This is a genomic window from Xenorhabdus thuongxuanensis (genome assembly GCF_001908095.1).
GTDB lineage: Bacteria > Pseudomonadota > Gammaproteobacteria > Enterobacterales > Enterobacteriaceae > Xenorhabdus > Xenorhabdus thuongxuanensis.
Genome location: NZ_MKGR01000024.1, coordinates 16,771 through 38,709 on the forward strand (window position 1 = coordinate 16,771; position 21,939 = coordinate 38,709).

A 21,939-nucleotide genomic window follows, 5' to 3' on the forward strand; every position below is an offset into this window, starting at 1 on the left:
GGTTTGTTTTTTTAACATTCGCCGCTTTTAGTAAGGTCGTACATCGCTAAAGCTTTTGCCCCATAAATAAACGCACCCTCTCCTTTCATTAATACGACCACCCCAATCCCTTCCACGAGTTCTTCTCGTGTTAATCCATTTTTTACCCCTGAGTGAATGTGGTTTCTCAGCAGTTCATCGGCACCTGATGCGATGGCAATAGTGATTGCAATTAGCTCTTTGAATTTATAGGTTATCTCCCCAATATTGAGAGTTGCCGTGTACAGATTTTCAAAGGCAGATGCCATACCCGCTGACGCGAGCGCCATCGTACTGATGGCATCAGAAAAAGTCGGTATCTGTTCATTCACGGTTTGTGTCTTACTCATGTTTTCCACCCTTAATCACGAAGTTACCGATATTTCTTGTTCAATCTACACTCAACCAATATAGTATTCAATATAATAATTGACTAATTGATATCAGGTATTCTAAGCTAACCATAACCGTATGCATAATCATGACGAAGGATCCAACATGAGTACATTAATTGAACTAACCGAAACGAATTTTGATAGCGTTATTAATAAGAAAGGAGTTTGTGTTGTCCGGTTCTGGGCACCGTGGTGCGGGCCTTGCCGTGCCGTTGCTCCTACATTCAGCCAATTATCAAACGACATGAAAGAGAACGCCACTTTCGGAGAGGTTAATATCGATGATTTTCAGAATATTGCCGTAAAATATGGCATTCGCAGTATACCCACAACATTAGTTTATAAGGATGGAAAACCCGTAGATTCTCTGATTGGCGTTGTCTCTCTATCACAATTTAAAAGTCTGGTTTCTCAAAATTTGTAGCCCTGTCTGAATTAATTCAGGAAATTATGGGGCTGATTTATTTTATTAATCCAGCTTTAGATTCCAAGATTATCATTTACGGGTAAAACAAGGAGCATTTAATGTCTTTTTATACGAAAGTGCTAATTATAGGAACAGGCCTCGCGGGATATACTGCGGCAATATATGCCGCCAGATCGGGTCTTTCCCCTATTGTAGTCTCCGGTTTGGAGGTTGGGGGGCAATTAATGAATACCTCTGATGTTGAAAACTGGCCGGGAGAACCGGGAGGGATAATAGGCCCTGAATTGATGTTAAGGATGGATAACCATACAAAAGAATTTGTTCCGGAAATAATCAATGACTACATTGTTTCAGTCGATTTTAATGTAACCCCTTTTCTCGTCTCCAGTGAGAAAAATAAATATCAGGCAGAGAGTATAATCATTGCAACAGGGTCAACTGCACGTTATCTAAATTTACCAGCTGAAAATAACTTACGGGGTAAAAGGTTGTCGGCCTGTGCGACTTGTGATGGTTTTTTCTATAAAGGGCAGGATGTCGCCGTTATCGGGGGCGGCAATACCGCCGTTGGAGAGGCCCTGTATCTTTCTAATATCGCCAGACGGATCTTTCTTATTCATAGGCGGGATGAACTCAGGGCTGAAAAAATCCTGCAGGATAGGCTGATGGCGAAAGTTAAAGAAGGGAAAGTCGATATACTTTGGAATACTGAGGTGAAAGCATATATCGAATATCAAGGAAAATTTAAGGGACTTACTTTAATAAATAAAATTGATGGTTTTTTATATGACCTTCCCATTGGGGGGTGTTTTATGGCAATAGGTCATACTCCAAATACCGCGTTTTTGCAGAATAAGTTAAAGCTGAAAGAGGGATATATTGTTGTCAATGGCAAGAGTCAAACGCTTGAAACCATGACATCAACCTCTGGTGTATTTGCCGCAGGAGATGTTGCTGATAGCAGGTATCGTCAGGCCATAACTTCTGCGGGTTCAGGGTGTATGGCTGCGCTTGACGCGGAGAAATGGTTACAACTTAATAATCGGTAACCACTGTTAATTTATATTCTATTCTCAACTTTTTATGCTCTTAAATTAATATGTTTATATTTTTCCCTATATCTCTTAGCCTAAAGTTAATTTAGGATTTTATAGTAGTTTATATCAATTTGTAAAATATTATATGGTTTTTTTCGTAAACTGGAAATTAACATAGGATTACAAAATGAAAATTTCAATATATATTAGTTTGTTATTTGTATTAAACGCTATTTCATTTGGTTCATCGGCAGCAAATGAGGTCAAATCCGCTGTAGGAGAGAAGATTGGCGTTATTTCCGTAACAGGGGCAGAAACTTTGGATACACTCACTGACAAATTATCCAAAAAGGCTGATGAGGCTGGAGCAAAATATTTCAGGATTACTTCTGCTGTTGGTCAAAATCACTTAAATGGAACTGCCGAAATATATAGATAACTGATAGTGTCTCATCCAACAATGGCATTATCCTATAGACATCTTAACATCTATCTGGATCAATATTTAGGTGTGATTTAATACTGAATAATTAGCCTTAATTCTGCTTAATGACAACTATTTTCGGAAGAACATAAATCAAGCCCAGTTACTTCGACTTAAGTAGGTTGTAGGAAATTAATCCTAACACGATTTCCGACAAAAAACTGGGCGCTGTCCGTGTAGAATTGAAGCAAAGAACTCATCTTTCCGAATATGAATAATAAACCGCCCAATTCATCCACTACTTACTGGGAATTTTTCCCAAAGGGATAATATCTTTAAAAAGAATAAACATAAAATGACAACAGAAATCAATCTATATCACATTGAATTTATTGGTGAATTTAAGTGATTATTTTCCTTGTTACTGTGTCGCATTTTGAAATTTATTGGGAATAAAGGAATATACTTATTTATAAATTGAATATGAAATAATAATTAAACTAATTAGCTTAAATGAAAACTTAATAATTAATTATAACAGGTTAAAATAAATGAATAATTTTACTAACAAAAACATTATCAAAGATCTTGTTCACTGGATTGAGAAAAACATCAAGAATGAATTAAATATTGATATCGTAGCTAAAAGATCTGGTTATAGCAAATGGCACTTGCAGCGTATTTTTAAAGAAACAACAGGTATTACTCTAGGTCGTTATATAATAAATAGACGTATATCTAATGCAGCTATTGCGATTTATTTAACTGAAAATAAAATTGCTAATATAGCATTAGAGTATCAATTTGACTCACAACAATCTTTTTCCCGCTCATTTAAAAAACACTTTGGTATAACACCAAGCGAATGGAGAAGAAAAAAAATAATTTAGGGATTCTAAGCCAGACAATGGCATTCGGTTAAATCCTTATCGGAGCATCAAAAGAATTCCGTCGTGTTCTGAGACTCATCGATCTCCGTGGATAGTGTCTTCCTGATCTCACCCGTTGTATCATTCTTGCTACAAGTGTGTAAATCTATAATAAATTGATTTTTAATGTTTTATATCTAGGAAAGGGAGATATTTGACTACAAAAATAAACAATTTTTTGAATTCAATTTCTGTTTTTTACCCAAGCTCTCCTTGTTATCGACACGATCCCTCACATCATCATCGTTTCTGTGGTCAAAATAATTTCCCAATATTCTTGTCAGGTTAAGTAATAATATATGCGCCTGAAGCTCTTGTTTAACTCCTACCGATTTGGATCTGAGTTTAATGAGCAACTGTCTTTCGCTTTAAACCGTGTGGAAAGATTCATCCCACGGTTTATTTGTTTTTATCATTGCATTGAGAATGACCAGTAACTTACGCATACAAGCAACGATGGCGACTTTATTTGGCTTGCCTGCTTCGGTTAATCTCTTGTAGAAAGCGCAGAGAACGGGGTTAAATCTAATGGCTGTTAACGTAGCCATATAAAGCATTCGACGCACCATTGCTCTTCCTCCAAAGATTGTTCGTTTTCCCCGGAAGAACCCAGAATCCCGATTAAACGGTGCAACGCCAACCAATGCACTAATTTCACGGCGGGTTAATTGACCCAACTCTGGGACATCGGCGATCAAAGTGGCTATTGTGGCAGGACCAACGCCTTTTACTGTCGATAATAAATCGAGTTTGGGACGATAATAGGCCTTGATGTGGTTAGATAACGCCGATTTAATGACCTTAAGTTGTTCTTGTATAAAGCTGATCATTAAAGTGATGCTTTCTCGAATTTCTGGATGGCAGCTTCCTAATCTTTGGCGCTCCGAGACGGAAAGTGTGACTAATTGGCGCCGACGTGTGATCATGGCTTGCAGCACTTGTTGCTGAGCAGAGGGCAACACTCTGATTATTTTATCCCGATCTGTTTGTTGAGATAAAACCAGGGCTAACTGTGCCAGCATTTGAGCATCTATTTTATCGGTTTTGGCTAGATATCCCATTGCCTTAGCAAAATCACGGGCTTGTCGGGGATTGACGATAGCAACAGCTAGCCCTCTGGCCTGCAAAACACAAGCAACGGGCATCTCATAACCCCCGGTTGCTTCTAATACAACTAAATCAATCTCATAGTTAGCCAAAATAGATGCTAGTTGATCATGGCCTTCAGGGGTATTTGGGAATGTCATGACAATTCCCTGTGTACTAAGCGCAATTTCGAGTGAAGCTTTGGCAACATCAATACCGACACAAATCGTTTCAGTCATGGTTCTTCGGCTCCCATTCTTGCCAATGCGAATTTAGTTTCAAGCAACTGTTCGGGTTTCTCGAAGAAAAGCAACAATCATGCGTCGAAAGCTCATTAACGGGCTTAATCCCTTGATGGTTGTCTGACTGCATGATTGTTGCCAATCTCACTTAACCAGCATAAACCAGATTAAAGATACAAGATGGCCGCTCTCACCCTAGCGACGGTATATTAACAGGGTAATTATCTCTGATAGACGCTACCATTATGAACACCATCGCACTTAGCCCATCAGCGGGATTACCAAAAAGATTACGTCAGTGTCAGGCCTTAATTAAAACTTGGCACTGATTAACCTCAATATTTAATGACAAGGATGAATGCAGAAAGATTGCTGAGGCAATAATAATAATGACAAAAACAGGTCAGACCGTGACTTGCTAAACCTGAATGGTCGCCAGAGCCACAACTTACCGTCGATGTCAACGTGATTTTTGTCTTGCTAACGGGATGTGTTCATATAGCGACCATAGATTTAAATGGCGAAGGACAGTATTAATACCAATTTTCAAGATACGAGCGGTATCACGAATATACGAGTTATTCATGGCCATATCAACAAACTACTTTCATATCGGGTTTATAAACGTGATAAGTGTATTCCAACTGAATTTCATACGGCGGCAGCGAAAGAGTTTGGTTCCCATTGAATTTATAGCTTGAGGTACGATTAACGTTTTTCTTTGATAAAAGCGTTGTTGTACCTCAGGCATTTTAGTTTCCTTCTTAAACAGAGCGCTAAACTGTTTTATTTAGTATCTTATCAGCTTCCATAAGCTGCTGTTTTCTTGGTGTTATCGCAGAAGCAGAGTGATTTTTTGCCAGTAGGGTATATATAGTTGGCAATACAAATAGGGTGAAAAATGTTCCTACCAACATACCCGTTACAATCACCAATCCAATGCCAAAGCGGCTATTTGCACCTGCACCACTAGCAAATAGCAGTGGGATCAGGCCAATTACCATAGCGGCCGTCGTCATCAATACCGGACGAAGACGGATTTTAGCTGCCTGCAAAATAGCCAAACGCTTATCCAGCCCTTCGCTTTCCTGTAACTTATTGGCAAATTCCACCATTAAGATACCGTGCTTACTGATAAGCCCTATCAGTGTTACTAATCCAATTTGAGTGTAAATATTCAGAGTAATATATCCCATAGCTAACGGGATCAGAGCGCCACAAATAGAAAGTGGAACGGTGATAAGGATAATCAAAGGATCAACAATGCTTTCATATTGGGCGGCCAATACCAGATAAATTATGATCAATGCCGCCAAGAATGCGAAAAGCAAGGCATGCCCTTCTTGTTTATATTGACGGGCGTCTGATTGCCAATCGTAGCTGAATCCTGCAGGCAAATTATCCAACACATTCTCAAGGAAAGTCACCGCTTGCCCCATAGTCACACCTGGTGCAGGAATAGCTTGAAAAATAGCCGCATTTTGCTGATTGAATTGGGTCAGTTTATTTGGCTCAACTTTTGTCGAAACAGAGACAACCGTAGAAAGTGGGATCATATTTTGGTTTTCAGTCCGAACAAAATGACGGGATAAAGCTTCCGGTGTTAATCGTTGGCTGCGTATACTCTGTGGAATAACATCATATGAACGGCCTTGCATCCCAAATCTGTTGATATAGTTCTCTCCTACCAACAACGCTAATGATTCACCAATATCCTGCATTCTAATCCCCAGACTATTGGCCTTCGTACGGTCAACCTGCACTTGTACTACCGGATTGTTGTAATCCAGATCACTATCTACCACAACAAATAACCCGCTTGAGCGTGCTTGCTGCTTAATATCTTCCATCGTTTGGTACAGGACAGGATAGTCCTGTAAGCTACGTAGTACCATCTGAATTGGCAGTCCCCCAGTAGAACCAGGCAGTGGCGGAAGCTGGAATATAAAAATATTGCTACCTTCTACTTCTCCCACAGCGATCTGTAATTGCGCCTGAATCTCTGAAGCTGAGCGCTTACGTTCACTCCATTCTGATAAGTTTAAGCCGCCAAAACTCGAAGAAACCCCATCAACTCCATTGATAATCCATGTAACGGACATTTCCGGAACATCGTTAAATACGCGATCTAGTTTGTGAGAAAATTGTTCCACATAGTCTAGGTTAGCATGTTGTGGTGTCTTAATTGCGGCCAGAACCCCTGCTTGATCTTCAACCGGCGCTAATTCTTGACTGGCTTGCTGATAAAGTAAGGGTAAGCTGATGACAACCAATACAGCAAATCCGCCCGTTATCCACCGATAATGTAAAGAGATATTTAGCAAGCGAGAATAATAATGAGCTGTTTTATCAAAAAACATTTCAGCCATCTGTGCCATTCTTCCTTCTTGCTGCCTAGAATCTAATAGAAAAGAACTCATTACTGGGGATAAAGTAAGTGCCACAATACCTGAGACGATAACCGCTCCAGCCAATGTTAGAGCAAACTCCTTAAATAGTGCACCGGTCAGACCCGACATTAAACCAATTGGTGCATACACTGCAGCAAGGGTAATCGTCATGGCAATCACAGGACCAGCCACTTCTCTTGCGCCGATCAGCGCTGCGGCGATTGGTGATTTCCCTTCCTCAATATGGCGATGTACGTTTTCAACCACTACAATCGCATCATCGACGACCAAACCGATTGACAATACCATTGCCAATAATGTTAATAAATTGATACTGAAACCAAATAGCAACATCAACCCTGCTGCGCCCAACATTGATAAAGGAATAGCAACAATGGGGATCAATACACTACGCAACGATCCTAAACAGAGATAGATCACTGTCACCACGATAATCAATGCTTCTAATAAGGTCTTAGTAACTTCATCGATGGAAGCCTGAATAAAGCGGGAAGTTTCGAAAGCCAACTCAACCTTAACGCCTGGGGGAAGTGTCTTTTCGATGTCCGGTAGCAATTGTCTGATACCTTCGACAATAATAAGTGGATTCCCTGTTGGTGTTGAAAATAATCCCAGATGCACCGCTGTCTTACCATTTAACATTGCACTGGTTTCAGTGGCTGCAGAACCCAATTCTACTGTGCCTACATCTTTGAGACGAATTAATCCATTGCCGTCATTACGGATAACCAGATCACGGAATTCATTAACATTGGTGAGATCTGTATTAACATTGACATTTGAAACGACATATTCACCTTTCACTTTTCCTGGTGCCGCCTGATAGTTATTTTGCCTGACTGCTGTGGCCACATCTGCTGCGGTTAATCCACGCCCGGCTAGGCGATCTGCATCCAACCACAAGCGCATAGAAAGTTGTTGTCCTCCAAAAACTTGTACTTTAGAAATACCTTCAATAGATGAAAACATGGGTTCAACCACTCTTGAAAGGTAATCTGTCACCGCCGATACAGGCAACATATCACTAGAGAATGCAACATAGGCAACCGCTGTTGATTCCCCTGATGAGAGTTCAATAACAGGATCATAAGCCTGTTTTGGCAGCCTATACCTAACCTGGTTTATCTTAGCCATCACTTGTGCCAGAGCCTGGGTTGAATCCTGGTTAAGTTCCATGCGAATTGTGACGGTACTTCTGCCTTGCACCGAGGAAGATGATAGATAATCGAGACCTTCAATAGAAGAAATAGCTTGTGAAATGGGCTGGGTAATGAATCCCTGTATTAAATCGGATGAAGCCCCCGGATATTCTGTCGTAACAGTGATTGTTGAGCTTTCTAATTGTGGATATTGTCGGATAGGAAGTTTACTGAGGGAAAATAACCCCAATAACAAGATTAATGTACTAACTACCAGAGCAAGTACCGGACGACGAACAAAAATATCAGTAAATGTCATTTTTCCGTCTCCATTAAAGCACTTGTTGTGGAGGGTTTTGCTGTACTCAGTGTATCTTCATCAACCATGACCACAGGTATACCATCATGTAATTTCAGTTGACCCGATGTCACAACTATTTCTCCCTTAGCCAATCCTTTTTGAATTTCCACCAAACCATTCCAACTTTGTCCCACATCAACGGAAACACGTTTTACTGTCATAGGCTGTTTGGGATCTTGTACTGTCCCTTGTGCTATAAATACAGTATTCCCGTAGGCGGTATAAGTCACAGCTGTCTCTGGTATAGTCAAAACGGGCGTATTTTCTTGACGTACGACCTGAATATTGGCGTACATACCTGCTTTCAATTTTCCATCGGGGTTATCCAAGATTGCCTGTAGCTGTACAGTGCGGGATTTACCAACCAAAGGGTCAATAGCATTTATTCGGGCAGGAAAATTCTGATTTGGATATGCATCAATTAACACATTGACTGACTGCCCAATACTTAGGTTAGGACTTGTCTGTTCATCAAGAGAAAAATTCAATTTGAGTTTTTTGGCATCTACCAGACTGGCAATCGCATCTCCTGCATGCAGGTATTGCCCTACTTGTACTTGCTGGATACCTATGATGCCTGAAAAAGGAGCTCGAATAGTTTTCTGGGCAATCAGTGCTTCTGTTTGGCGAATGGCCGCTAATGCCATATCGCGCTCTGCTAATGCCTTATCTAATTCTGATGTGGAAACTACCTTGCTAGTAAATAATTTATTAGTGCGTTGATATAACTTATCAGTATTTCTCCATTGAGCTTGTAAACGGCCAAGTTCAGCTTGTTCAACTCTATCGTTGATTTGCACTAATAATTGGCCTTGTTCTACATATTGACCGGATTTAAATGTAATATTTGTCACTCTTCCACTGGTTTCCGCTGCCAAATAAACTTGTTTGTCAGCTTCAAGTTCTCCAACACCATGTAATATTTTTGGAAGATGTGTCTCTTTTACTTCCGCTAAGGCTACCTTTATAGGGGGATAAGCTATGCTCCCTGATTCATTCTTAGCAGAACTATTTAGGTTATAAATAAAAATACTAATTACTAACAATAAAGCAACTCCTAGACTAACAGAGATTTTTTTTCCTATCATTTGTATCAACCTCTTAAAGAATTTAATTTTGAATTGAGTTTTTCTCGAGTGGTTAGTCATTTTTGTTGCAAACAAAATTGATAAATTGACTGCTCTCCAATGAAATAACGGTATAACGGTAGATAGTCATGGGAAAATGTTAATTTTCGAACTCGGTATTTGATCAGCCATAGTAGTTCCTGTATGTGAGATATTTGTCTATGCCTTAAGTTTTTTTCTTAAATGGCTTGCAATCGCAGTTGCTAGCAATCCCCCAATTACAGTGGTATGTTCAAGCGCAAAGTAGAAAGAAGTTTTGGCATATTCGCCGGAGAGATTCCAAAAAGTATGGACGATAAAAATAGTTAACAAAAGAAAGACAGCTAATGTACCTGCACCGAACCAGACAAAACGATCTAATAAAATCAATATTGAGCCGAAAAGTAAAACAATCGCTGATGAAATATTGAAAAACCAATCAGGGTGTAAACCTGCCGCTCTCATTTCTGCAAGACCGCCTTCAAAATCGGTAATCTTGGCAAGCCCTGACGGAATGAAAATAAACAAAAGAAGTAATCGAGTAATAATCCATAACCAAGAACTCTCCAGAATATTCTTAACAGACCATTGCATAATTTTGTCTTTACCTTTTAAGTAGAAGACACTGTCTTTTTTCAATTTATGAAAATATAGAGTAGTTTTTAACAGAAACATTAAGTATGCAGTATAAAATCTCAAGTTAACTTGAGGTCAATAGATAAGGTGAAAGATAAAGACATTGATTTTAATGTGTCTTTAATTCTCTGAGAGAAATATCAAAACGTAGCAGAGTTGTTGTTTGGAAGCTGAGTAGTGGGCTGATAGATGGTTCTGGGGTTATCTGATGCACTATAACAGCTAGTGTCATCTTAGTAATGTATTAAAGTTATCCACATTATTAACAATATGGATCTAATTATAGGATCTTAATTGATCTAAAAAAGGATCTTTAAAAAGATCTTAAAGGATCTAAGGTAGGAAAATTATTTATTAAACAAAATGTTATAGAACTTTTTGTTCCTCTAAATATGCTGTTTTGTTCCTCTAAATATGTGATATGTTCTTGCAATTATGTCATCTGTTCCTCTAAATATGCTAATCTGTTCCTCTAAATATGCTATAAATGTTCCTGTAAACATGTAAATGTCTTTTTCTTTGTGGGCAAATGAACATTCTGGGATAATATGAAATGTCTAAAGATATCAATGATATAGGTATATCTGTTGAGTATTTGAATAAGTCAACTGGCGAAATAGAATACATTTCATCCACAAGCACAAGATCTATTCAGCCACTTTCCCTTTTAAGATTGAGTGTTTTCTGTCCTGTTGGTATGCGAGAGAAGAAAAACGTTGCTAACCGAACGATGGATGCTTCTGAAGAGCTTCGTAATTTGGAGATCGTTAATAAAGAAGGTTATAACAAAGTGACGATAAGCGGCCCAAAGCTCGACATGGATACTGATTTCCGAGTCTGGGTTGCTATTATTTCTGCACTTACTCAATATCCTCTTGTGGAAAATCAGATTTCAATGTCTTTCACTGATTTTGCTCGGCTTTGTGAGTTCAGTACAAGGCAGGTGAATAAAAACCTTAAAGAAAGAATCGCAAAGTCACTGCGTAAGATTACATCTACTTCGTTGTCTGTGTATAAAGACATGGGAGAAGAAATAATCAGCGCAACTACCCATCTTATTAATTTTTCCAAAGTTGATACCGCTAACAATGAAGTCGTTCTTGAATACAATCCTGGCTTAAAAGACCTTTATGATATTGACCTAAAACGTGTGCTCAAGTTGAAGGTATTCCCGGCGATTAAACGTGATGAAGTAGCTAAGGCGATTTATACTTTTTTGGAAGGTCTACCGAACAATCAAGTCCAGATTGTGTCTTTTGACAGGCTCATGAAGCGCTTGAATATGCGTTCTGAACCTAGAAAACAACTGATGATTGTGCGCCGTGCTATGAAGTTGTTAGAGGAAGTCAAATACTTAACTTATACCGAAGGCTATAAGGTTAGAGGAGGAAAGCGTCAAGTTTATTTCTCGATCAATTCTCGTGATCCAGATCTAACTGAGACAGAAGATTGATAGATTTCTTTAATAATAGAAGGTATTTTTAATGAATTACGTTTTTATGCTGTTCTTTTTGAATGATGTAGATTACATAATTACATGTAGTTAAACGTTTTTTTAAAAATGTTCCTCTAAATATGCAGTGTGAAAGCACATATGTTTCGTTATGTTAAAAAAACACATATTCCTTATATTACAATTTATTACATGAATATCGTTCCTCTAAATATGTATTTTTTATGTGTTCATAGGAGGAATATATTTAGAGGAACAATTGGTTGCTTTGTTGCCAATTTGTTCTTGTAAATATGCAGTAATGAGGGTGTTCCTGCAAATATACTGTTTGTTACCTGGCCATAAGAGCATATTTAGAGGAACAATTGCCTGTTTTTTTGTCAATTTGTTCTTGTAAATATGCAGTAACGAGGATGTTCCTGCAAATATGTTGTTTGTTACTTGGCCATAAGAGCATATTTAGAGGAACAATTGCCTGTTTTTTGTCAATTTGTTCTTGTAAATATGCAGTAACGAGGATGTTCCTGCAAATATGTTGTTTGTTACCTGGTCATAAGAGCATATTTAGAGGAGCAATTGCCTGTTTTTTGTCAATTTGTTCTTGTAAATATGCAGTAATGAGGGTGTTTCTGCAAATATACTGTTTGTTACCTGGCCATAAGAGCATATTTAGAGGAACAATTGCCTGTTTTGTTGCTAATCCGTTCCTGCAAATATGCTGTTTATTACATGTCCCGAGAACATATTTAGGGGAACAATTGCCTGTTTTATTGTCAATCTGTTCTTGAAAACATGCTATTTGACCACGTTACGATCTTGCCAAGATGGAATTCTACTTCTTCGAAGCAAATCAGTTATGATTATTTTTTAAATTTGTACAACTTTTTTTAGAAAAACATATAAACTATGTACAATCATACTTATTCTGTACATTTTGGATAAGGTTGTACATATGAAAAAAAACTATGGTGGAATTTTAGACACTGCGAAAAGAGCGGAGATAATGTTGCAAGGGCTGAGTAATCAGATCGAGCAGCAACGTATAGAGTTTAAACAAACTAGGTATTATCAAACTTTCACGAAAAATACTGTAGCCAAAATGCCTATGCTGAATCGTCGTTCTGTGGATCAGGCAGTAGTGGAGATGGAAGCACAGGGTTACATATTTGGCAAACGTCAGACTGGTTCTACTTCTCAGTATGCACTAACACTTCAAAATGTCGTCGATATCTATAAACACCGCAATATTCCGACTTATCGAGATAAGTGGGGAGAGGCTTTTACGATCTTCGTAGTTAACCTCAAAGGTGGGGTATCAAAAACGGTATCGACGGTAACACTTGCACATGGTTTGCGTGCTCATCCTTCTTTAATTCATAACGATCTACGTATTCTTGTGATTGATATGGACCCACAGGCATCTAGCACAATGTTCCTAAGTCATCACAACAGTATTGGTTCTGTTCTGGAAACAGCTGCTCAGGCGATGCTTAACAACGTAAGTCGTGAACAACTTATTGAACAGTTTGTACGGCCTACGGTTATGTCAGGAGTGGATGTAATACCTGCCTCTATTGATGATGCTTTCGTAGCTAGCGAGTGGAGTCAACTGGTACAGCAATATTTGCCAGGCATGTTTCCGTCTGAAGTGTTGCGGAAAACAGTTATTGATCGTCTTTCTAAAGACTACGACTTCATTCTTATCGATACAGGGCCACATCTCGACGCATTTATGCTCAATGCTATCGCAGCCAGTGACATTTTATTGACACCAACACCACCCGCCCAAGTCGATTTTCACTCAACAATGAAATATTTGACTCGTCTGCCAGAAATGGTAGAGCGAATTGAGGCTGAAGGAATACAATTACGGTTGCGTGGCAATATTGGTTTCATGTCGAAAATGAGCACCAAATACGATCACCAGACTTCACAAAGTTATGCTCGTGAAGTCTTTACCGCATCTATGCTGGATGCATCACTTCCTCGATTGGATGGATTTGAACGCAGTGGCGAATCATTTGATACGGTGATTAGCGCCAATCCAGCATCGTATCCGGGGAGTGCGGATGCACTAAGAAACGCCAAAAATCAGGCTGATATTTTTGTCCGTGCTGTATTTGACAGAATTGAGTACATAAGGAGTCAACCGTGAGCAAACCTATTCAGCGGCTCGGTCGCACAATGGGGAATTCTCCACTGAGTAGTCTGATGGTTTCTCAGATAGCCGGAAACCGGACGTTCACTCTTGCCTCAGGGAAAAAGGTAATTTTTACGAGCCAGCATATACCAGCAAATGAATTGCAAGAAAAGACGTTTGTTGACCCCACCATTAATGGCCGTGACCAAAGTATGCTGACTGAAGAGTCCTTGCAGGACATTATTAGGACGATACATTTGCAGCAGTTTTTCCCAACCATTGGGCGTATTGTTAATGGGAAAATTGAAATTCTAGACGGTTCCCGTCGTCGTGCTGCTTGTATCTTTTTGAATATTGGATTGGATGTTTTAGTAGCCTCTGAAGACATTAACGTAAAAGATGCCCGTCAGTTGGCAGCCGACTTACAGACAGCCAAAGAGCATAATTTACGTGAGTTGGGGTTGCGTTTTCAATTGATGTTGGATAGTGGGATGACGAAGAGTGAGATCGCCAAAGTTGAGGGTATTTCGAACGCGAAGGTCACACGCGCATTTCAGGCTGCATCAGTTCCGATTGAAATAATTTCCTTTTTTCCAATCGTCTCTGAACTTTCCCTGCCAGATTATAAATTTCTGCTGGATATGGTAAAAGAGATAGAAAAGCGTCAGCTTTCATTAGCAGAAATATTGGATGAAGTCCGAGAGAAAATAGATAAGGAAAAAATAGAAGAAGAGGCACCAGATGCCATTAAGAATGCGATTATGAATCATTTTCGCAATATAAAATTGACCCGTAGAGCTTCACGTCCCATAAGCCACGCAGTGGTAACTCCATTGATTGAATTCGAAGATAAGCGTACGTATGCGAGGCGAAAAGAAAATCCAAAAAATAGAACCCTTGTTTATGAGTTTTCCCGTATTGATAAAGAGTTGCAATCCCGTATAGATAAAGCGTTACAGGACATCTTTAAATCGTACAACGAAAAAAAAGCGCAATCAGCAGAAGACGATTGATAATACAGATTTCATAGAGCTTCAATATGTTCGCTGATAACCAGGCTTAATTTTTCTGAAGACATATGAGATTTTCGCGTAGCCGCAGAGATGCTGTAAACACTCGGCATCTCCGTGATATCTCTTATCACTAACAATCTGGACGTTAGCCTATTGCCAACAATAGAAAGTCCGCCACCATAAATAGATGCTTGATGATTCCTAGATTTATACATGTATTCGGTTGGAGTTGATAAATTCGTTACGCATTTATCCGGTATCGTCCAACTTTGTGAATTGCCAAAAGCAGGTGAATTAACAGAGATATTAACCGTACAAGGCTATTTTTTTGATGTAGATATCTTGTAAGGAAAGGTTGATTTTAGCTACTCTGAAGTACTCCATTGTTTATACACAAATGCGAATATTTTTTCTCTTTCTTATGAATGAAAAATTGGGGTTTTCAGCCTGAAAATATTTAAAAAAACACTTTTAAATCAAATTGATAAATAAAAAATAAATAGCGGGGAAATTTCATTTTTTCTTCGTGAATCTCTTGCATATCATGTGACTGTTTCCCATCCTGTCGAGGTGTAGATATCTATACATTGTCGAACTAATCCAACCCACTGGCGATTGTAACGGTTTTTTCTCGCACATAGAATTGCAAGACGTGGTGGTAATGACGGCACACAGTGTTGCAAACAGGATAGGGCTTATAGGTGAAATCAGGTATGTGATACTAGCACGGAGTAGAGAAGCGACATCGTTGTTTTTGCCTTTCCTGTTTGAGGTTATCTCAGAATTTATGGTCGCTCCTGTTTTTGCAACACGGATATTGTGATTCAAAATAAACACTTTGTTGATAATTAAAATTATGTTGATTTTTTTGTTGTGGCAGTGTTATCGTGACGTATACTTTTTACCGCCAGATCTTCATTATGAATTTTACTCGTTACTCAACAATGAAGCCTTTTCTCTTCTCCGACGTAGTAGAAGCGAATGGCTTTCTTTTTCTGTCAGGACAGGTATCAATGAGTCTAGACGGACAACCTCTCTATGGCACCATCATCTAGTTGCATTCGATCTTGATGTGGAAATAGAGCTTCAAGCAAGTAGTCACTCATGAACGAGGAAAATATGAATAATGAACTCGGCATATTGATAAACGTACTTTCGGCCTCTCTGGAAGCTCTTAGGACGACATTACCTGCCAATACAGAAGCTGTACTACACGATCTTACCCGACCGGAAGCATCTGTTATCGATATAGTAAACGGGCATGTCAGTGGGCGTAAAAAAGGTGATGCCCTGCTATCTGGGCCAAATGAGGATGAGGCTTTTTTAGGCCTGATAGATAAACCCCAACATTTATCTCATCATGTGTTTAGCGGCTATACGACAATCACTGCTGCGGGCAAAAAGTTGCACAGCTCTTCGACACTTTACTACGACTACAACGGTTGCCCTTTAGTCGCGTTTTGCGTGAATGTCGACACCGACATCGTAACGCGCTTAAAGCGCGAATTGGACTATCTGGTTCCTGATCCTGTGGTGTTGATCGAACAGGAAAATAATATAAACAGCTTATCCGAACAGTCCATTGATGAGCTGCTTTCACGATTCAGAGCTACGGGTTCAGAAAGCAACAAAGAGTTCAGAATGCGGGTTGTGGCTGAAGTATATGCTATGGGGCTTTTTAAAATCAAAGGTAGTGTCAACCATATTGCGAAAGCGCTCGGTGTGACACGTTATACCATTTATAACTATCTGGATAAACTCAATGAAAAATAATGATATTACAAAAATCCCTTTCTATCAGGTGGATGCCTTCACATCACAATCGTTTAACGGCAATCCCGCAGGTGTCTGTCCGCTAACACATTGGCCTACTGATGCCATTTTGCAGGCTATTGCCCGCGAAAATAATCTTTCTGAAACCGCTTTTTTTGTGCCGTCAGAAGACGGTTTTCATCTGCGTTGGTTTACACCCACTGTAGAAGTCGATCTTTGTGGTCATGCTACGCTGGCAGCCTCTTGGGTACTATTCAACAAACAGAATTATCCTGAAAATGTTATCCGTTTTTTTACCCGCAGCGGGACTCTGTCCGTCAGTAGAGAAGGGGATCAATACTGCATGGACTTCCCGGCAAAAACGGTTCAGGAAATCGAAGAACCAGAAGGATTGCTTGCTGCGCTGGGGATCATCGACGAAGTAGAAGGTATCTGGCAGTCAGATGATATTGTCGTGCTGGTAAAAGATAAATCCGCCATTGAGCACCTCAGTCCGGATTTTAATAAACTGGCGGTATTTAAAACTCGCGGTATCATAGTGACAGCGGATGATGACCAGTTTGACTTTGTTTCCAGGTGGTTTGGCCCGCGGGTTGGCGTGAATGAAGATCCGGTAACTGGGTCGGCATATACCTTTTTGGCTCCGTTCTGGGCGGGACGTACCGGGAAATCTGAACTCACGGCACAGCAGGGAGGCAACCGCAAAGGGACGCTACGTTGCATCGTAAGAGATGATGGTCGTATCGCGCTTTACGGCTCTGCACGATTAATGATTGAAGGAACCTTTCATTTTTAAAAATAGGCTGGAAAATTGTAACTGCTCCCCGCCCTATCGGGCGAGGCTTCCCACTTCACAGGTCGCTGCTTATGCGTGACAAGTTTGACGCTGGCCTCCATGAGCAGAGACGACGAGACCCGCCGCCTAAACCCTGCTGGTTGATATTGAACGCCGCATTGATATCTCTGTCATGCTCTGATTACCCCATTTTAACGTAGTAGAAAACCGAGTCTGTTCATAATACGATAGATACCCTTTTACTGGCACTGTACTTGCTTAGGCGGCTCACCATCCTTTAAGTTGGCTCAGCTGTACGTAACAGTCCGGCATAGATGCCATCTTTTTCGACCAACTGTTGATGGGTTCCCCATTCTTCTAACTGACCATCCTTGAGCACCAATATTTGATCCGCATGACGAATAGTAGAGAGACGGTGCGCAATAGAGATGACTGTGCGTTCGGATGCCATTTGCGCTAAAGCTAGAGAAATTGCCTTCTCTGTTGTGTTGTCAAGCGCGCTTGTTGCCTCATCCAGCAGTAGAATTGGCGGGTTACGAAGGATCGTTCGCGCCAGCGCGAGGCGTTGTTTTTCCCCGCCTGAAAAGCGATAGCCACGTTCACCAACCTTGGTTTGATAGCCTTCAGGCAGCGAGACAATTAAATCATGGATTTGTGCAGTACGTGCAGATGCAACAAGATCCTTATCACTGGCCTCTGGGCAGGCAAAGCGTAAGTTTTCTGCGATGCTGGCATTCATGAGAAATGGCTCTTGCGTGACTACGCCAAGTACGCTTGCAAGTTGTTCAAAGCTCATTTCTCGAAGGTCAATACCATCAATGGTAATTCGACCTTGACTCGGATCAACGAGTCTAGCCAGAAGATAACCGAAGGTACTTTTACCTGCACCTGTAGGCCCGACTATAGCCACATGACTCCCTGCTGGGATATCTATTGACACATTGCATAAGCCTGACATGTCAGTATTATCGTAGCTAAAACTGACGTTTTCAAATCGTACATGGCCACGCGAACCTTCATTACGGAAGTCTCGAACCTGAACAGGCTCTACAATATCAGGAGGGGTGTCTAAATATTTAAAAATACGTGTAAATAGTGCCCGTGTAGTGCGCAGTTTTACCGTATTTTCCAATAAATTTTCTAAGGGCCACAACAATTGTTCCTGTAGTGCGATCAAGGCCACAAGCGTACCGATGGTAACTGGCACGCCTTGTCCAATCAGCAAGCCACCCAATAGTAATGTCAGCGCTGGCATCGCACCGAGTAATAGTTCAATCACCGACCATGACCATTCACCGGCAGTATGTGCACGCACTTCTAAATGCAAGGTTTTGGACGATGCGTTTTCAAAACGCTGGATCAGAAAAAGACCACGTGCCAAAGTACGCGACAGGATAATGCCTGGCGCTGATAGGGTCTCTTGTACGATCGCAGACATATTTGCATGACCATCTTGTTGTTGATGCGTCAGGCGTTCACGTATGAGTCCGACTCTGTGGCTGATCCAGAGTGATGGCGGCAAGACGACAAAGGAGAACAGGGCGAGTCGCCAGTCCAGCAACAGCATCGCGATGGCGGTGGTTACGGTAATGGTGGCATTGCGAATGATTTCGGTCACCGTATTGCTGACGACAGATTGAAGTCCGCCAATGTCACTGGCGATACTTGATTGAATTTCGCCTGTCCGAGTTCGAGTGAAAAAGGCAAGAGAAAGTGTTTGCAGGTGCCCATAGAGCCGTACCCGTAGATCGTGCATAATGGCTTGACCTATCTTGGTAGATAATATCATTTGTGTTGCGTTAATCCCTGCGTTTAGAGCGGTAATCACGATCAAACCTAATGTTAACCAGCCAAGGAGTTGTATGTCTTGTCGAGGTAGTGCAGTATCAATAATTTCGCGTAATAAAAAGGGCGCGAGAACGCCGATACCAGCCCCAATGACGATGAGTAAACCAATAAAAATAATGCGTCCTCGCCAAGGCTTAAATAGGGTCAGAATGCGTTTTAAAGAGACATGGCGCGCAGAAAGTTTTTCGTAATCGTCAAAATTATCCATATATTTCGTTATCCAAGTTTTAATTAGTAGTGCTTTTTATAAAATTCCGGATGCTTTCTAAGGAATAGGATAAACCCAACTATTAATATTTTCATATTGAAGAACATCAGATAGTGTTCCAATGTCAAAATCGGTCGCGTATTCAATCCGTTGATTTGTGTTAAACATAGTATTCACGTTCAATGAAAGTCCCGATGACTTTATCATGCATTTCCGGTGACTTAGAATAACCCAACGTTTTACGATTGAGTCGCTTAAGTCGGTTGCGCAACGTCAAATTCTCCCGCTCAATACGTTGAGTGAAGGTTTTTCCGACAACATGCTGGTTTTTGGGTAATAAACTGTAAGCTTTGAAATTATCTGTACACCAAAAGACAACATTAAACGAAGCCAGTTTTTTGAGGAGTTTCTTGAGTGTTTTTTTGCTTCTTGCTCCGAATGTATGGGCAATGATACGTTTTAATCGAGGTTCCCAAGCATACCATAACCAACGTTGGCACTTTTTATTCCCGACAAATGACCACACCTCATCAACTTCACAAATGAGCTGAACGTTGACATTATCCAGTGGGAGCGTTGTTACGCATCGTGGTTGGAGTTTTTTAAAGTGCGAACAACAGCATTGATACTGATATGTAATGCACGGGCCGTATCACGGATACCCGCATTATTCATGGCAAGGTCAACAACGTGTTCTTTTATACCCGCTTGGCACGCGCGATAGGCGTAATCCAGTTGGAAGGTGCGCTGGCAGGAAAAACAGCGATAGCGTTGAAGGTTAATGCCGGGCAGTTAGTGCGCTTGCTCAATATCCCGATAGAACGCGCCACAGAGCTACACGAGTGCGAAACAGGGAAAGAGCACGCTGACGCAATCAAAATCAATTGCAGGGCTAACTATGGTGTAGCCGGGCGTTATTGGATTGAATATCTTTCTCACCACAAAGCCGAAGCAATGGAAGCCTACAGAGCCGCACAAAAGCGCTGGAGTAAGTTAATCCCGTCCAGCTATGGCGAACAGGTGCACCGAGCAAGTGATCGCTTTGCTGCTATCGAAGCCGCATTACTTATGGGGCATGTTGTCACTGGCTGGAGTGAGCAGGATTGCCGCGATACGGTACAGGCGGTTTTCAATGTCTGGTTAGCGGAATTCGGGACGGGCAACAAAGAAATTGAGCAGATAGTGGAGCGTGCAACGGCATTCCTGAATACCTACGGAATGAGCCGTTATGCACCATTACCCTATGATGATCGGGATTTGCCTATCCGTGATTTAGCGGGGTATCGGGAGAAAAAAAGTGGACATGATGATGCCCCTGTCATTTTCTATACCCTGCCATCCGCATTTAAGGAGGAAATGGCAAAGGGATTTAACCCGGAGTCATTCGCAGCCGCATTAGCCACTATTGGAATGTTAAAGAAGCCTGCCAAAGGAAAGGGTTATCAGGGCAGAACGCCCCGCCTGAGGCACTTAGGGAACACGCAGCAGCGGGCGTATGTGATGATGTTTATACCGGATGAAGAGGAGTAAATACCACATCACGAAAAGTCTATTTATAGGTTGTCTCGGTTGTCTCAAAGGATATATTAAATAATTAACTATATGATATTTATATAAAACAGTATCTATTTCTGAGACAACCCTGAGACAACTTAACCCTGTTTTGAGACAACTTAGGGGGATTTTGAGACAACCCAGAAAATAAAAATAATCTTATCACTGGCAGGCCATTTTTTTACTGAGACAACCAAAAAAGAGGGCTGAGACAACCTAGCAAAACAAGTTAAATCGTTATTAATCATAAAGATAAAAAATAAACTCTCGAAGTCATGAGAAATTGAGACAACCAAAAATAGCTAAGTTGTCTCAGAGAAAATAATTAAATTATTAAAAATCAATTAGTTGATCTCATTGAGACAACTGAGACAACCGAGACAACCCCTATTCGCCTATCTATATATGATTTTTGCCGAAACGATATTCATTCAGCTTAAACAATGATTAACTTAAATGGAGTACGTTATGTTAGATGCAACAACGATTGAAAGACAGGCAGCTAATTCAGCGGCGTACTGGATGGAAAGAGCAGTCACAGAAATAGATGCTTTGTTCGGTGAAGGGTATGCCAAACAGCACCCAGAGCTTATAGCCGCATTCATGAAGACAGCGGCACGAGATGAGTTAGCGATGAATATTCGGGGTATTGCGGAGGCGTTAGAAACTTTCCAAGTCACGATATTTAGAGAAACAGAATAATTATAAACGGATAAAGAGCCGCTGATAAATTGGCGACTCCAGTATCACTTTAAAATACCTGCGTTTTCTTGCGCATTTTGCCCCCGTTCTGCGCAACAGTCTCTGAATACCCGCGTTTTCCGTCGCTTCTTACTGCGCAGTTTTAGCCGTTTCATTCTGCGCAATGGCTGAATACCCCGGCTTTTCTTGGGTATCATTTTGCGCAGTTTATTGCTTTGCGCACTTTGCTTGCGCAGATGTG

18 protein-coding genes and 2 pseudogenes are annotated in these 21,939 nt (G+C 40.7%); 12 read left to right on the top strand and 8 right to left on the bottom strand.

Annotation, left to right across the window (positions count from 1 at the left end; genetic code table 11):
- Positions 1-11 precede the first annotated feature (11 nt).
- Positions 12-368 (bottom strand): carboxymuconolactone decarboxylase family protein, encoded by a 357-nt coding sequence (locus Xentx_RS14235; protein ID WP_083600983.1) that lies wholly within the window; start codon positions 366-368, stop codon positions 12-14.
- Positions 369-516: 148 nt separating this feature from the next.
- Here Xentx_RS14235 and trxA point away from each other — a divergent pair, with 148 nt between their 5' ends.
- From trxA to Xentx_RS14255, 4 genes are all read left to right on the top strand, one after another.
- Entirely contained in the window at positions 517-837 is a 321-nt protein-coding gene (trxA, locus tag Xentx_RS14240) for a thioredoxin (RefSeq protein ID WP_074020912.1), read from the top strand.
- A 101-nt stretch (positions 838-938) separates the two neighbouring features.
- Positions 939-1,889 (top strand): NAD(P)/FAD-dependent oxidoreductase, encoded by a 951-nt coding sequence (locus Xentx_RS14245; RefSeq protein ID WP_074020914.1) that lies wholly within the window; start codon positions 939-941, stop codon positions 1,887-1,889.
- Positions 1,890-2,064: 175 nt separating this feature from the next.
- Positions 2,065-2,316 (top strand): YdgH/BhsA/McbA family protein, encoded by a 252-nt coding sequence (locus tag Xentx_RS14250; RefSeq protein ID WP_074020915.1) that lies wholly within the window; start codon positions 2,065-2,067, stop codon positions 2,314-2,316.
- A 536-nt stretch (positions 2,317-2,852) separates the two neighbouring features.
- Entirely contained in the window at positions 2,853-3,191 is a 339-nt protein-coding gene (locus tag Xentx_RS14255) for a helix-turn-helix domain-containing protein (protein WP_074020916.1), read from the top strand.
- A gap of 407 nt (positions 3,192-3,598) precedes the next feature.
- Here the strand turns inward: Xentx_RS14255 and Xentx_RS14260 are convergent, their stop codons facing one another.
- The 5 genes and pseudogenes from Xentx_RS14260 to Xentx_RS14280 form a co-directional block, all read right to left on the bottom strand.
- On the bottom strand, positions 3,599-4,555 hold the full coding sequence (locus Xentx_RS14260; protein ID WP_074020918.1) for an IS110 family RNA-guided transposase: 957 nt from the start codon (positions 4,553-4,555) through the stop codon (positions 3,599-3,601).
- Between the two features lie 517 nt (positions 4,556-5,072).
- A pseudogene (locus Xentx_RS20175) lies at positions 5,073-5,205 on the bottom strand (IS1-like element transposase); the annotation flags it as partial.
- A 129-nt stretch (positions 5,206-5,334) separates the two neighbouring features.
- The gene (locus Xentx_RS14270) at positions 5,335-8,427 is read right to left on the bottom strand and encodes a MexW/MexI family multidrug efflux RND transporter permease subunit (protein WP_074020919.1); all 3,093 of its coding nucleotides are present in this window, start codon (positions 8,425-8,427) and stop codon (positions 5,335-5,337) included.
- Positions 8,424-9,557: an efflux RND transporter periplasmic adaptor subunit gene (locus Xentx_RS14275; RefSeq protein ID WP_139292500.1), complete on the bottom strand. Its 1,134-nt coding sequence runs from the start codon at positions 9,555-9,557 to the stop codon at positions 8,424-8,426. The genes Xentx_RS14270 and Xentx_RS14275 overlap by 4 nt, the downstream gene beginning before the upstream one ends.
- 198 nt (positions 9,558-9,755) lie before the next feature.
- Positions 9,756-10,169, bottom strand: a complete 414-nt coding sequence (locus Xentx_RS14280) for a DoxX family protein (RefSeq protein WP_074020921.1) — start codon at positions 10,167-10,169, stop codon at positions 9,756-9,758.
- 595 nt (positions 10,170-10,764) lie between these two features.
- Here Xentx_RS14280 and Xentx_RS14285 point away from each other — a divergent pair.
- The 6 genes from Xentx_RS14285 to Xentx_RS14305 all read left to right on the top strand — a co-directional run bounded on the left by Xentx_RS14285 (position 10,765) and on the right by Xentx_RS14305 (position 17,386).
- Entirely contained in the window at positions 10,765-11,664 is a 900-nt protein-coding gene (locus Xentx_RS14285) for a hypothetical protein (RefSeq protein WP_074020923.1), read from the top strand.
- 952 nt (positions 11,665-12,616) lie between these two features.
- Complete coding sequence (locus tag Xentx_RS14290) at positions 12,617-13,819, top strand: AAA family ATPase (RefSeq protein ID WP_074020924.1); 1,203 nt, start codon at positions 12,617-12,619, stop codon at positions 13,817-13,819.
- A complete protein-coding gene (locus Xentx_RS14295) occupies positions 13,816-14,817 on the top strand; it encodes a ParB family protein (protein WP_074020926.1) in 1,002 nt (333 codons plus the stop codon). Before Xentx_RS14290 ends, Xentx_RS14295 begins: the two co-directional genes overlap by 4 nt.
- 213 nt (positions 14,818-15,030) lie before the next feature.
- Positions 15,031-15,165, top strand: coding sequence for a hypothetical protein (locus tag Xentx_RS19845; protein WP_279625095.1), 135 nt, complete (start codon positions 15,031-15,033; stop codon positions 15,163-15,165).
- 771 nt (positions 15,166-15,936) lie between these two features.
- Positions 15,937-16,590: a helix-turn-helix transcriptional regulator gene (locus Xentx_RS14300; protein ID WP_083600986.1), complete on the top strand. Its 654-nt coding sequence runs from the start codon at positions 15,937-15,939 to the stop codon at positions 16,588-16,590.
- Complete coding sequence (locus Xentx_RS14305) at positions 16,580-17,386, top strand: PhzF family phenazine biosynthesis protein (protein ID WP_074020929.1); 807 nt, start codon at positions 16,580-16,582, stop codon at positions 17,384-17,386. Before Xentx_RS14300 ends, Xentx_RS14305 begins: the two co-directional genes overlap by 11 nt.
- 277 nt (positions 17,387-17,663) lie before the next feature.
- Here the strand turns inward: Xentx_RS14305 and Xentx_RS14310 are convergent, their stop codons facing one another.
- On the bottom strand, positions 17,664-19,442 hold the full coding sequence (locus Xentx_RS14310) for an ABC transporter ATP-binding protein (protein ID WP_074020930.1): 1,779 nt from the start codon (positions 19,440-19,442) through the stop codon (positions 17,664-17,666).
- A gap of 160 nt (positions 19,443-19,602) precedes the next feature.
- Positions 19,603-20,216 (bottom strand): annotated as a pseudogene (locus Xentx_RS18580) (IS1 family transposase); the annotation flags it as partial.
- Here Xentx_RS18580 and Xentx_RS14325 point away from each other — a divergent pair.
- Both Xentx_RS14325 and Xentx_RS14330 read left to right on the top strand, forming a co-directional pair.
- Complete coding sequence (locus tag Xentx_RS14325) at positions 20,133-20,972, top strand: DUF927 domain-containing protein (RefSeq protein ID WP_208607590.1); 840 nt, start codon at positions 20,133-20,135, stop codon at positions 20,970-20,972. The pseudogene Xentx_RS18580 and the gene Xentx_RS14325 overlap by 84 nt on opposite strands.
- 480 nt (positions 20,973-21,452) lie before the next feature.
- The gene (locus Xentx_RS14330; protein WP_244149870.1) at positions 21,453-21,698 is read left to right on the top strand and encodes a hypothetical protein; all 246 of its coding nucleotides are present in this window, start codon (positions 21,453-21,455) and stop codon (positions 21,696-21,698) included.
- Positions 21,699-21,939: the final 241 nt, after the last annotated feature.